17 protein-coding genes are annotated in these 12850 nt (G+C 46.6%); 15 read left to right on the plus strand and 2 right to left on the minus strand.

The genetic code is table 11. The annotated features are described in order from the left end of the window. Positions 1-41 precede the first annotated feature (41 nt). The 11 genes from QUE65_RS03570 to QUE65_RS03620 all read left to right on the plus strand — a co-directional run bounded on the left by QUE65_RS03570 (position 42) and on the right by QUE65_RS03620 (position 9006). Complete coding sequence (locus QUE65_RS03570) at positions 42-554, plus strand: HPP family protein (protein ID WP_215371961.1); 513 nt, start codon at positions 42-44, stop codon at positions 552-554. 138 nt (positions 555-692) lie between these two features. Next, positions 693-1118: a universal stress protein gene (locus QUE65_RS03575; RefSeq protein ID WP_286281953.1), complete on the plus strand. Its 426-nt coding sequence runs from the start codon at positions 693-695 to the stop codon at positions 1116-1118. Positions 1119-1176: 58 nt separating this feature from the next. Then, a complete protein-coding gene (locus QUE65_RS03580) occupies positions 1177-3612 on the plus strand; it encodes a heavy metal translocating P-type ATPase (RefSeq protein ID WP_286281955.1) in 2436 nt (811 codons plus the stop codon). Between the two features lie 14 nt (positions 3613-3626). Then, positions 3627-3797, plus strand: a complete 171-nt coding sequence (gene ccoS, locus QUE65_RS03585; protein WP_215371966.1) for a cbb3-type cytochrome oxidase assembly protein CcoS — start codon at positions 3627-3629, stop codon at positions 3795-3797. 81 nt (positions 3798-3878) lie between these two features. Then, positions 3879-5324 carry a cytochrome-c oxidase, cbb3-type subunit I gene (gene ccoN / locus QUE65_RS03590; RefSeq protein ID WP_286281956.1) on the plus strand — a complete coding sequence of 482 codons (1446 nt, stop codon included), beginning with the start codon at positions 3879-3881 and terminating at the stop codon, positions 5322-5324. A gap of 13 nt (positions 5325-5337) precedes the next feature. After that, complete coding sequence (gene ccoO / locus QUE65_RS03595; RefSeq protein ID WP_286281957.1) at positions 5338-5982, plus strand: cytochrome-c oxidase, cbb3-type subunit II; 645 nt, start codon at positions 5338-5340, stop codon at positions 5980-5982. Between the two features lie 11 nt (positions 5983-5993). Next, positions 5994-6161: a cbb3-type cytochrome oxidase subunit 3 gene (locus tag QUE65_RS03600; RefSeq protein WP_108508153.1), complete on the plus strand. Its 168-nt coding sequence runs from the start codon at positions 5994-5996 to the stop codon at positions 6159-6161. After that, complete coding sequence (ccoP, locus tag QUE65_RS03605; RefSeq protein ID WP_286281958.1) at positions 6158-7081, plus strand: cytochrome-c oxidase, cbb3-type subunit III; 924 nt, start codon at positions 6158-6160, stop codon at positions 7079-7081. The genes QUE65_RS03600 and ccoP overlap by 4 nt, the downstream gene beginning before the upstream one ends. 4 nt (positions 7082-7085) lie before the next feature. Next, positions 7086-8543, plus strand: a complete 1458-nt coding sequence (ccoG, locus tag QUE65_RS03610; protein WP_286281959.1) for a cytochrome c oxidase accessory protein CcoG — start codon at positions 7086-7088, stop codon at positions 8541-8543. 17 nt (positions 8544-8560) lie between these two features. Next, positions 8561-8749: a hypothetical protein gene (locus tag QUE65_RS03615; RefSeq protein ID WP_286281960.1), complete on the plus strand. Its 189-nt coding sequence runs from the start codon at positions 8561-8563 to the stop codon at positions 8747-8749. Then, the gene (locus tag QUE65_RS03620) at positions 8746-9006 is read left to right on the plus strand and encodes a hypothetical protein (RefSeq protein ID WP_215371978.1); all 261 of its coding nucleotides are present in this window, start codon (positions 8746-8748) and stop codon (positions 9004-9006) included. The genes QUE65_RS03615 and QUE65_RS03620 overlap by 4 nt, the downstream gene beginning before the upstream one ends. Here the strand turns inward: QUE65_RS03620 and QUE65_RS03625 are convergent. Beyond that, positions 8999-9763 carry a cyclic nucleotide-binding domain-containing protein gene (locus QUE65_RS03625; RefSeq protein ID WP_286281962.1) on the minus strand — a complete coding sequence of 255 codons (765 nt, stop codon included), beginning with the start codon at positions 9761-9763 and terminating at the stop codon, positions 8999-9001. The two genes, QUE65_RS03620 and QUE65_RS03625, sit on opposite strands and share 8 nt — an antisense overlap. A gap of 50 nt (positions 9764-9813) precedes the next feature. Between QUE65_RS03625 and QUE65_RS03630 the strand changes: the two genes are divergently transcribed. After that, on the plus strand, positions 9814-10536 hold the full coding sequence (locus tag QUE65_RS03630) for a sulfite exporter TauE/SafE family protein (RefSeq protein WP_286281964.1): 723 nt from the start codon (positions 9814-9816) through the stop codon (positions 10534-10536). Here QUE65_RS03630 and QUE65_RS03635 read toward each other — a convergent pair. Beyond that, positions 10533-11354 carry a sulfite exporter TauE/SafE family protein gene (locus QUE65_RS03635; protein ID WP_286281966.1) on the minus strand — a complete coding sequence of 274 codons (822 nt, stop codon included), beginning with the start codon at positions 11352-11354 and terminating at the stop codon, positions 10533-10535. The genes QUE65_RS03630 and QUE65_RS03635 overlap by 4 nt on opposite strands. Positions 11355-11444: 90 nt before the next feature. Here QUE65_RS03635 and QUE65_RS03640 point away from each other — a divergent pair, with 90 nt between their 5' ends. Genes QUE65_RS03640 through QUE65_RS03650 form a run of 3 tightly spaced genes read left to right on the plus strand, consistent with a single transcriptional unit; the run spans position 11445 to position 12840 of the window. Continuing rightward, positions 11445-12308 carry an MBL fold metallo-hydrolase gene (locus QUE65_RS03640; RefSeq protein WP_286281967.1) on the plus strand — a complete coding sequence of 288 codons (864 nt, stop codon included), beginning with the start codon at positions 11445-11447 and terminating at the stop codon, positions 12306-12308. A gap of 11 nt (positions 12309-12319) precedes the next feature. Continuing rightward, positions 12320-12625, plus strand: a complete 306-nt coding sequence (locus tag QUE65_RS03645) for an ArsR/SmtB family transcription factor (protein WP_251371919.1) — start codon at positions 12320-12322, stop codon at positions 12623-12625. Positions 12626-12648: 23 nt separating this feature from the next. Next, on the plus strand, positions 12649-12840 hold the full coding sequence (locus tag QUE65_RS03650) for a YgaP family membrane protein (RefSeq protein WP_458574769.1): 192 nt from the start codon (positions 12649-12651) through the stop codon (positions 12838-12840). Positions 12841-12850 lie beyond the last annotated feature (10 nt).

Genomic DNA, 12850 nt, shown 5'->3' on the forward strand with positions numbered 1-12850 from the left:
CCTCAATAAAGACCCTACAAACTATGGCGTAAACTGAGCACATGAAACAAACCATTTTGCGGATCCTCTGGGTTTTGGGTGGGGCAAGTGTGGCGTTGTTTTTGGCCTTGCATGTGGTTCGTCCACAGGATTCCACCTTATTACTCGCATCATTAGGTGGTTCCACCTTGTTCCTATTTGGTCTAACAACCCTGCCGCCAACTCAGCCTAGAGCTCTATTTGGTGGACATCTACTATCTGCCCTCATTGGAGTGATCTGTTATCAAGTCTTTGGCGATTCAACTTGGGTGCTGGTCGTATCGGTACTGATTACGATCGCGGTGTTATTGCTAACGAAGACAGTGCATCCGCCCGCAGGAGCCAACCCCTTGATCATGATTCATGCGCATGCTGGGTTTATGGATATTTGGACTCATGTTCTGCTGGGCGTCATCGTATTGGCTGCCACCACATTTGTTTGGTCACGACTTGGTATCGGCACCGCAAGGTACCCTGTCAAATGGAATCAAGAGTCTCCGCCCGGACCCCATTGGGGTCCCTGGGGATCAACGTAAGCTTGATTGATCAATGATCAAACAGCCTGCGCTGGAATTGAATACGTATAAAAACCGGTTGTATTTGATATAGATCAAAAAGATAGTTAACCAAAACAATACACTGGACTTATTAAATCAAATAGCGAAAGAGAGCATATGAAAATACTACTAGCAATTGATGGCTCAAAGACTTCATTGAGTGCCGCTAAGTATGTTGCTCAACTGGTTGCAAATATGCGTAGTAAGTGTTCTGTCACTCTAATTAGTGTTCATGATGATTTTGGCCTTAATCACGTTAAGCAATTTGTCAGTAAAAGCGTAGTGGATGACTATCTTCGTGAAATCAGTGAAAAAGAGTTAAAACCTGCCCAGAAAGCCCTTGATACCGCAGGCGTTAAGCACAATATGATTATCAAGCGCGGTCATGTTGCTCAAGAAATTCTACAAACTGCCACAAAAGAAAAGTTTGACATGATTGTGATGGGCGCTAAGGGTCGTGGCGGTATGCTCGATCTCTTGATTGGATCAGTTGCTCAACGGGTTGCGTCATCAGCCAAGCAACCTGTTCTCTTGGTGAAATAATTTGCCATGAACTCGATAAAAGGGCTGCCTTGGCAGCCCTTTGTTTTTGTAGGCTCGTATGACAACTTCATCGATACCGTGCTACCACTGCGGCAGTGATACTGAGGCTAAAAGCGCCTTGCATGCAGATTTGGGAGGTATCCAGCATCCATTTTGCTGTGCTGGCTGCATGGCGGTCGCTCAAACCATCTATGGGGAAGGGCTTGAAAGTTTTTATCATCGCCAGATCCCTGCTGGCGAACGACCTGACTATTTACTTGCGGGTGATGAGTTGCCCGAAACGCTTGAGGTCTATAACGATCCGACTCTGCAGGCTCGCTTTGTGAAGATTCTGGATTCCGGCTTTGCTGAATCGATCTTGTCCCTCGAAAAAATCCGTTGTGCAGCATGTGTTTGGCTTTGCGATCATCATTTGCAGCGCGTCTTTGGAATTGATGATGTCCAAATTAATTACGTCACGTTAAAAGCCATTGTGCGCTTTGATCCTCAGAAAATTACCTTACCCAAAATATTGTATGAGGTGCAGCGCATTGGATATCTAGCCTGGCCTTATGAGCCCTCGGAGTTGGCTCTACGCAGTAAGCGCGAGCGCAGAAATTTATTGTTTCGTTTGGGGGTTGCGCTCTTAGGCATGATGCAAGTCATGATGTATGCCTGGCCGATTTATACCGACTCTGTTGATCTGTCTCCAGAAAATAATCTCTTACTGAACTGGACAAGTTGGCTATTAACTGTTCCTATTGTTCTCTACTCCGCAGCCCCAATTTTTAGCTCAGCATGGCGCAGTGTGCGCTTTTTTGCGCAAACGCGATCCTTGGGGATGGATGTGCCAATAGCCTTAGCACTGGGGATGGCCTTTACAGTAGGCACCGTCAATTTAGTAGTGGGGGATGGTCCGAGTTATTTTGATTCGATCACAATGTTTGTGGCATTTACTCTTGGGGCGCGTTACATCGAATTGATTGCTAGGCAGGATGCTCAAAGTGGTTCAGAGGCCTTGGCCAAACAGCTTCCCGCTAGCTGTGAACGCTACCTGGATTATCCCAAGAGTACTTCGGTTGAGCGCATACCGGTGGTGCGTTGTCTCGTCGGCGATCGAGTTCGCGTGGGGCCTGGTGAGATTATTCCGGCGGATGGCGTACTAATCGATTCATATACCAGCGTGAGTGAAGCGTTATTGACTGGCGAGTCAAGGCCGATACAAAAGTCTCGTGGTGATCACTTGTTTGCGGGTACGCATAACATTCAAAATAGTATTGCGATGGAGATTACGGCGGTGGGCCAGACTACCCGCTTGGCTGGCATTGCAATCTTGTTAGATCGTGCTCTCCAAGCGAAGCCACCCCTGTTGGGATTGGCCGAAATCTGGGCCGGTCGATTTGTGATTCTTCTAATCATCGCAGCGATCATCAGTAGCGCAACTTGGTTACTGGTGGATCCAAGTAGGGCTTGGCCTGTGATGCTTGGTGTATTGGTGGCAAGTTGTCCTTGTGCATTGTCATTAGCAATTCCTACTGCATTAGCAGCTGCCCAGGGCGCACTTACGAAGATTGGTTTATTTGTGATTCATGGTCGCGCCCTTGAAGGTTTGAGTAAAGCAAACACCTTGGTCATGGATAAAACCGGAACGCTAACGATCGGTGAACCTCGTATACAAACCATCACCGTATTGCGTAATGGCATGACTGAAGGTGAGGTGTTAGCGCTGGCGGTTGGCATGGAAGAGGGACAGAACCATCCTTTGGGCTTGGCATTTGGTCTTGCACTCCGAGAGCGTGGCTTAATGCCTCATCATTTTTTAGAGCGAAGTGCCAATTACTTGGGTAAAGGGTTATCCAATGGTAACTACCGACTTGGTAAGGCCGACTGGGTGGGTGTGCAAGCGTTACCCACCCCATTTGATGCGCTCTATAGTCATGTTTACTTAGGGGATGATCAAGGACTCATCGCTCAATTCAGCTTCTTAGATCGCTCTAGAGAGGGAGTTGCGGCTTTATTGCAATATGCACATGCCCATGGGATTGCGGTTCATCTATTGTCGGGTGATACGCCTGCAACCGTTGAGGCCTGGGCGCACCATCACGGAATTGCACATTACCAGGGTGGTGCTAGCCCTGAAGAAAAATACGAGTTTATTCGTCAACTGCAAGCTGATGGCGCCAAAGTGTGTGCGATTGGTGATGGGGTTAATGATGCGCCGTTCCTAGCAAAAGCCGATGTGTCAATCGCAATGGGAAGCGGCGCTCCATTGGCAGCTGCTGGTGCAGACGCTGTATTGATTAGCTCTAATTTTGAGACCTTGGTGAAGGCATTTTCCTTAGCGCATCGTACCCAAAAAATTATTCGGCAAAATCTTCTATGGGCTTTCTTATATAACGTCACAGTTATTCCGGTAGCAATGATGGCGTGGATTAATCCTTGGGTGGCTGGTATTGGAATGGCATCCTCATCGCTTTTAGTAACGCTTAATGCATGGCGTTTACGTAAGGTCTAGATTAGACTAATTACATGGAAAGCTTGTATTTACTAATTCCCTTATCGCTTTTGCTGGTCGCGGGCCTTGCCTATTTGTTGTATTGGTCGATTCAGGGTGGTCAGTTCGACGACCTCCAGGGCCCCGGCGAGTCAATCTTGCTTGATGATGATGGCCCTCAGCGCAAAGACCCCCCTAATATTTGATCTACATCAAAATACCAACATTGCGCTAACTCGATAATTTCCCAAAGCTTTTAGCCCAGTCATTTTGCTTAGGGAGGTTGTATGGCGTTAGCCATCAGAGGGTCGCAAGACACGAACTTTAATTACAAGGTCGTTAGTCAATTTGCCATCGTTACGGTGTTGTGGGGCATTGTTGGCATGTTAGTCGGGGTGGTTCTGGCAGCTCAGCTGATTTGGCCAGAGATCACAATGAACATACCTTGGTTAAGCTACGGTCGCTTAAGACCCCTGCATACCAACGCAGTAATCTTTGCTTTTGGTGGTAGTGCTTTATTTGCAACCTCGTATTACATTGTCCAGCGTACCTGTCAGGTCCGACTATTTAGCGACAAATTAGCTGCATTTACCTTTTGGGGTTGGCAGCTCGTGATTGTGGCAGCTGCGATTACCTTGCCACTTGGGATTACCACCTCAAAAGAGTATGCCGAATTGGAGTGGCCCATCGATATTCTGATTACGATTGTTTGGGTTGCTTATGCGATTGTGTTTTTTGGCACCATCATGAAGCGCAAGACCAAGCATATTTATGTATCAAATTGGTTCTTTGGCGCCTATATTCTGACCATTGCCATTTTGCATATTGTGAACAATATTGAGATGCCAGCAAGTTTATGGAAGTCCTACTCGGCATACTCTGGTGCACAAGATGCCATGATTCAATGGTGGTATGGTCATAATGCCGTAGGATTTTTCTTGACCACTAGCTTCTTGGGCATGATGTATTACTTCATTCCTAAGCAGGCCGATCGCCCAATTTATTCCTATCGTTTATCGATCGTGCATTTCTGGGCTCTTAACTTTACCTATATGTGGGCAGGCCCCCATCATTTGCAGTACACCTCATTGCCTGATTGGACCCAATCGCTAGGAATGGTGTTCTCATTAATTTTGTTAGCACCCTCGTGGGGCGGCATGATCAACGGCATCATGACCTTATCTGGGGCTTGGTACAAATTACGCAGTGACCCCATCCTCAAATTCTTAATAGTGGCGCTGTCGTTCTACGGTATGTCAACTTTTGAGGGTTCAATGATGTCGATTAAGACCGTTAATGGCTTGTCACACTACACCGATTGGACCATCGGCCACGTTCATTCTGGCGCTTTGGGCTGGGTTGCCATGATCACAATCGGTTCTTTGTACTACCTGATTCCTCGTTTAGTTGGCAAGAAGGAGATGTATAGCACTCGCCTCATTGAGCTTCATTTCTGGATTGCTACCATTGGCGTGGTTCTCTATATTGCTGCGATGTGGATTGCAGGTGTGATGCAGGGCTTGATGTGGAGAGCCTTTGAGGCTGATGGCACATTGACCTATAGCTTTGTTGAATCGGTTAAGGCTAGTTATCCCTTCTACGTGATTCGACTCTTAGGTGGTATTTGTTACTTGGGCGGCATGTTCTTGATGGCGTACAACGTTTTCAAGACTTTATATGGGGAACGCTTTGTGGACGCACGGATTCCAATAAACCTTCAAGTTGCTCATTAATCCGGAGAAAAAAATGTCAGATCAACATCAATTTTTCTCTCACGCCACCCTCGAAAAGAACGTCGGTTGGCTCATCATTACCACCATTTTCGTAGTTAGCGTGGCTGGCCTCGTACAAATTGTGCCGCTCTTTTTCCAGCACTCAACCACCGAGCCGAGCCCGGGCATCAAGCCGTTCACAGCATTGCAATTGGCTGGACGTGACATTTACCAGCGCGAAGGTTGCGTTGGCTGCCATTCCCAGCAAATTCGTACTTTGCGTTCGGAGACCGAACGCTATGGTCCATATTCTGTCGCTGGCGAATCGGTTTTTGATCACCCATTCCTATGGGGTAGCAAACGAACAGGACCTGACCTTGCTCGTGTGGGCGGTCGCTACTCCGATGATTGGCAGCGTATCCATTTGCGTAATCCTCGAGATGTCGTTCCAGAATCGAATATGCCAGCTTATCCATACTTGCAAAATGCACCAGCGAATGTTTCGAGCATTCAAAAACACATGCGTGCATTAAAGCGCCTGGGGGTTCCATATACCGATGACGAAATTTCAAATGCCCCGAAAGAGCTTGAAGGGAAAACGGAAGAGGATGCCTTAGTCGCCTATTTGCAGGGCTTGGGTCTTAATCGCCGCGCTACTACTAAAACTGCCAGCCAATAAAGGAGATCAGCATGCAAGCATTTACCGCTTATCTATCGGCAATATCGAGCACTTTTGGCTTGTTTGTGTTTTTAGGAATTATTTGGTGGGCTTGGTCGAAGCATCGCAAGGCTGCTAATGAGGAGTCAGCAAATTTACCATTTGCACTTCCGGATGAGTTTCAGAAGGATCAATCATGAGTGATTTTTTTAGTCCCGGTTGGAGTATTTTTATTGCGATCGTTACGATCGTTGGCATTATTTGGTGTTTATGGTTATTGATGTCACAACGTAAAACTAAGGTACCAACCGATTCTTCGGGTAACGTAACCGATACGGGTCATGTCTGGGATGATGATCTACGTGAACTGAATAATCCATTACCACGCTGGTGGATGTGGATGTTCATTATCTCGTGCATCTTTGGAGCTATTTATCTGGTTCTTTATCCCGGTTTGGGCGCCTATCAAGGTATCTTGGGATACAGTACTCAAGCAGAGCATGATCAATCCGTGCAGACCGCGAATAAAGATCTGCAACCGGTTTATGCCAAATACATGCAAATGAGTATTGAGCAAGTTGCGGCCGATCCCAAAGCCAACGAAATGGGGCAGCGCTTATTTTTAAACTATTGCGCACAATGCCATGGCTCAGATGCCGGGGGCTCCAAGGGTTTTCCAAACTTGCATGACAAAGATTATTTGTATGGTGGTGAACCCGAGTTAATTCGGACATCGATTGTGCAAGGCCGCGCAGGTGTTATGCCTGCTTTTAGACATCTAAGTTCTGCCCAAATTAGTGAGGTGGTCGCCTATGTCCGCAGTCTCTCGAATTTGCCCGCCAACGATCTGCGAGTTGCTCAGGGTGAGGCTGTCTACAAATCCAACTGTGCTGCTTGCCACGGCCCCGATGGTAAAGGCAATATCATTCTGGGTGCGCCCAATTTAACCGACAGGGTGTGGCTCTACGGTAGTTCAGAGAAAGCGATTACTGAGACTGTGCAAAAGGGTCGAAATGGGGTCATGCCAGGCCATGAGGCAATTCTTACTCCCGAAAAGATTCAGATTCTGACGGCGTATGTTTGGGGTTTATCGCATCAGCCGATGAGCACAAAGAAGTAATCCCATGAATCAAACTTCAGCGACACAGACTGCTGGCGACAGTAAGCCTGTGATCGAGATCGTGGAGCAGTCCCTATACGAAGTTCGTAAACATATTTATCCGCGCTCAGTTAGTGGGCCGTTTGCGAGCTGGCGTTTGGTGTTTGTGGTGCTGACCCAGTTGTTGTACTACGGACTACCGTGGCTTAGCTGGAATGATCGTCAGGCCGTTTTGTTTGATTTGGTACAGCGTAAGTTTTATATCTTCGGGTTGGTATTGTGGCCACAGGATGTGATCTATCTAACTTTGCTCCTGATTTTATCGGCGCTTAGTCTATTTCTGTTTACTGCTGTCGCAGGCCGTTTATTTTGTGGCTACGCTTGTCCGCAAACGGTCTACACCGAAATCTTTATGTGGATTGAGCGTAAAGTGGAGGGTGATCGGTTTGCTCGCATTCGCTTGGATGGAGAAGAGTGGCCTTGGAGTTTTAAAAAGTGGCGACTGAAGATCATTAAGCATGCCTTATGGATTGCAATCGCTCTGTGGACTGGTTTTACCTTTATTGGGTATTTCACGCCCATTAAAGAACTAAGCGCCAACATCTTGGCTTTTTCTTTGGGTCCATGGCAAACGTTCTGGCTGTTCTTCTATAGCTTTGCAACATGGGGCAATGCAGGGTTTATGCGCGAGCAGGTTTGTAAATATATGTGCCCCTATGCACGATTTCAAAGTGTGATGGTCGACAAAGACACCTTTGTCGTGACCTACGACAAGATGCGCGGTGAGCCGCGTGGTAGTCGCAACAAGTCAGAAAATCAAGCTCAAAAGGGCTTGGGTGATTGCGTCGATTGCAGTATCTGTGTTCAGGTATGCCCCACAGGGATTGATATTCGTGATGGTTTGCAATACATGTGCATTGGCTGCGGTGCTTGTATCGATGCTTGTAATCAAGTGATGGATAAGATGCGTTATCCCAAGGGCTTGGTGCGTTATACCACCGAGCGCGCTATGCTAAATCGTGAATCGAATCAATCGGCACGCAGCCATTTATTTCGTCCACGCATCTTGATTTATTCCTCAATTATTTTTGTATTGATCTCGGTATTCTTATTCTCACTCTTTACACGCAATCCACTTCGTGTTGATGTGATGCGCGATCGCGGAGCTCTGGCTCGAGAAGTTGACGGTCGCTATATTGAGAACGTCTATCGAATTCAACTCATGAACTCTTCAGAGTCGCCAATGCGGGTGGCTGTTAAAGCTACTGGTTTGCCAGATATTGCAGTGCTTGATGCTGGTGGTAAGGTTATTCACAGTGTGGTGATTGCGCCAGCCAGTAATTTATTGATTCCTGTGAAGGTGAGTGTGGCGATCAATGAGGTGATATCGGGATCACATCCTATCCAATTCGAGTTTCGTGGTCTGGAGGGTGAGCAAATCCGTTCGCGAGATGAAAAATCAAGTTTTATTGTGCCCCGATAATGAAAGGGAGAGTCATTATGAAAGCAGAATCACAAAGTTCAAAACATTGGTGGAAACAACTTTGGCCCTGGTTATTAATTCTGGGACCAGCATTAGCAGCGATTGGTTGTGCGATCACGATTTATTTGGCATTTACCGTACATGCCGATGAACCCGTGCGCGATGGCATCAAGCGGGGCCTTAAGGTTGAACAGGTGCAACCGTGAAACTGAAGACAGCCATTTGGATTCTTTGGCCTTCTTTTTTGGCAGCAATCATTGCAGAAGGCTTGGTATTTAGTTTATTTAAGCCTGAAGATTTGTTGCTGTTTGGTCAGCCACATCAGTTATCCAATGAGGCGATCTACTCAATTGGTTTTTTTGCCTTTTGGTCCATCTGCGCCATTTCAAGCGCGATCTCATTATTTATCGTGCGCGACTGTTTTTTAGATTCAAAGTCATCGGATGATGACTTGCTTAACTAAGTCGCACAGGCGATGAACAGCTGGTTTTATCATTCGCGTTTGTCACTCCAGCGAGCTGGTAGAGTCCCTCAATGTCGATTAGCTTGACATGACGTTGCTTAATCTGCAATAAGCCAGACTCGGTAAAACGTGACAACATCCGACTCACTGTTTCCATTTGAATCCCTAGGTAACTACCAATGTCCTCGCGACTCATCTTTAAATCGAATTCAGTAAATTCGTATCCACGCGCAGCATACCGCTGGGAGAGATTAATTAAAAATCCAGCAAGTCGTTCTTCGGCTCTGAGAGTTCCCAATGACAGTAAATGACGTTGATCTTGAGTTAATTCGCGACTTAAAATACGGTGAAATTGATGTTGCAAGCTGGGTATTTGTGATGCAAGGGTTTCAAATTCGGAGAAGCGAATGATGCAAACCTCACTTTCTTCGAGCGCAATTGCATTGGCTTGGTATTGGTGCTCGCCAATACCGTCCAAACCCAAAATCTCACCAGGCATATGAAAGCCAATGATTTGTGCGCGACCATCCGGTAATGAATGCTCTGTTTTTAGGGTACCAAAACGAACGCTGTATATGGCGTTGAGTGGTTCACCATGTCGGTATAAGGTATCACCCTTGTGGAGATGGACTCGATCTTTGACGAGAGTGTCCACTTGGGTCACTTCATTGGCAGAAAGACCGAGTGGCAAGCAAAATTGCCCCAAAACGCAGGTGGAGCATTTGTTCAGAATTTCTTTACTGGAAGAAATATTCATGATGATGCATATTTTAGTCGAGTGTCCAAAAAACTTCTATTTCACGCCCCATGCTCAGTAGCACATTATTTATTGGAATTCTTCTAGCCACAATGGCTAGCAGTTGGCATTGTGCTTTGATGTGTGGCGGAATTGCAGCCTCGATTGATCAATCGGTAGCAAAAATTAAGGTTTACCCCAATCGGTCGAAGGTTGTTTGGGATCAAATGGTGGTTCATTTGGCGAGGATTGCCAGTTACATGACTTTGGGGGCGGGAGCTGCCTGGCTGGGGATTGCTTTTTGGAGGCAGGAGGTGATTCCAATTCAGCGAGCATTATTTGGAATTACAGCGGGGATTCTCTTCTATCAAGCCTATCGGTTGATCAATCCAAGCGGTAAGAGAATTACCCATCTTTTTGGTCAAACAATTGCACAGGCCTTATCGCAATGGTGGGCAAAACACTTTGCAAAATCTCGAACTGGGCTAGCGCGTTGGATCACGGGAATGCTTTGGGGCTTGGTACCGTGCAGTTTAGTTTATGGAGTGCTGGCTCTCGCATTCTTGTCGGGCGATCCAATCGTGGGCGCATTACTGATGCTGGCAATGGGATTAGGTACTTTGCCTAGCCTATTGATATTGACCAAGGTCAGTGGTGCCTTGATGCAGTTCGGACAGAAGGCTTGGGTACGATACCTTGCCGCACTCTTATTGATAGTAACCGCTGTTTATGGGTTTTATCGTGGTATGACCTTGCCAGCCGAGTTATTAAAGGGCGGATTTTGTTTGACCTAAAGCGCTTTCATTATCAAACCAATCGCAACGAGCCCTGAGAACCCAGCAAAGATGAGTTGAGTCCACTGACTGCTGATCTTCGGAGCAATCAGGCGACCAGCCATCATCCCGGTAATCGCACCAAAAGCAAATGGGATCGCAACTAGCCAGTTCATGGTTCCGGCAAGCCCAGAGCCTGCGACGCCCCCCAATGAAATAAGAGACAGAACACCCAAGGAGGTGGCAACGATCGATTGCATTGGCAGATCACTGATTCGTTTGAGTGCGGGAACAATCACAAAGCCACCCCCAACACCTAAAAGCCCGGATAAAAATCCAGCCAATGCTCCAGAGCCAATCAGTGCTCGCGCACAAGGGACGGTCCAAATTAAGCGACCAATCGATAAATCGAGAGAGCAGGGTACTGCTTTTGGCTCTTTAAGAATCCCCTTTGATTGTTGATAGGCTTCTACAAAAATACGTCCCGCTACGTAGAGGAGAACAATCGCAAAAATCAGCATCAAGGGTTGATTCGGAATTTGGTGCGCCAGCCAAAGCCCCACGGGTGACAATAGCAAGCCCGCAAAGGCCAGTAGAGTGGCAGCACGATACCTTAACAATCCAGTTCGCAATGCCAAGATGGCGCCGAGTGCCGATGATATGGTTACCGCCATTAGTCCAATAGGACTTGCCTCAACCATGGGTAGGTGGAGAATAAAGACCAGCAAAGGAACCGACAAGATCCCACCGCCGGCGCCCGTTAGCGCCATGATGAGGCCAACGAACACACCAAGCCCTGCAGGGATGACATGGGGTTGAAAGTAACTAATTAAATCCATCAAGATAGTATCAACGACTTGCCTTTAATTAAATCAAAATATATTATATAATTAAATATATTGTAATTCACCTTGGATAAGGAGTAAAGCATGCAAAAGCCAATCGTCAAAGCCTTTTTTGATCAGGGAACTTGGACTTTTACCTACGTGGTTTATGAAAAACCGCATACGCCATGCGTGGTGATTGATTCAGTGCTTAACTATGACCCAAAATCTGGCCGTACTAAGACGAAGTCTGCCGATGAGGTCATTGCCTTCGTCAAAGAACAGGGGCTCACGGTGGATTGGATTTTGGAGACCCATGCCCATGCCGATCACCTCAGTGCTGCGCCGTATCTTCAAAAGCATCTTGGTGGCAAGATCGCCATTGGTTCGCATATTCAGGACGTGCAAAAAGTATTTAAAGGAATTTTTAATCTTGAGAGTGAGTTTCCAACCAATGGCTCGCAATTTGATTACTTGATCGAAGAGGGCCAGGATATATATGCGGGTAACTTAACCATCCATCCCTTATTTGTTCCTGGCCACACGCCTGCATGCATGGCCTATGCGATTGGTGATGCGATCTTTGTTGGCGATACGATCTTTATGCCGGATGTTGGGACTGCGCGTTGTGATTTTCCGGGCGGCAATGCCAAAACACTCTATCAGTCGGTGCAAAAGATTTTGTCTTACCCAGATGACACGCGATTATTTATGTGCCATGATTACCCGCCCACCGATCGCCCGATCGCCTATGAAACTACGGTGGGCGAGGAGAAGTGGAAAAACATTCATCTTCATGAGGGGGTCACTGAACCTCAATTTGTAGAGATGCGTAATCAGCGTGATCAGACCTTGGAGATGCCAGTTTTGATCTTGCCCTCGATTCAGGTCAATATTCGTGCCGGTCACCCACCACCTGCTGAAGCAAATGGTAAGACCTATCTCAAAATCCCTTTTAACGTCCTCTAATTGGTAAATCGATGGCTATCAATATCAATTTAAAGAAAATGCGCCAGTCGGCTGATAAAGCGGTTGATTTAATGAAGGTTTTAGGAAATCGAGACCGAATGATGTTGTTGTGTGAAATTAGTCAAGGCGAAAAGTGCGTGGGTGAGTTAGAAGATTCTTTGGATATTCATCAACCAACCCTCTCACAGCAATTAACTGTTTTGCGGAAGAAAAAGCTGGTTAAAACCCGTCGCGAGGGGAAGCAAATTTATTACTCTGGCGCCAACCCTGTGGCGATGTCGGTGATGAACTTGCTCTATCAAAATTACTGTAAATAACTAATTGATTAAAAAGGAGGTTTATGATGCAATGTAATGTCGGCCATACGGATCGAGTCCTGCGAATTACCGCAGGAAGTTTATTAATTCTTTTATCTTTAAGCGGAGTGATTGGAGCATGGGGATGGATCGGGCTTGTGCCATTAGCAACTGGCATCTTTCGTTTCTGCCCAGCGTATCCGCTCTTAGGGATGAATACCGTCAAAAAGAAGTAACGCATTAATT

It is taken from the genome of Polynucleobacter sp. HIN8 (assembly GCF_030297615.1).
Taxonomy (GTDB): domain Bacteria; phylum Pseudomonadota; class Gammaproteobacteria; order Burkholderiales; family Burkholderiaceae; genus Polynucleobacter.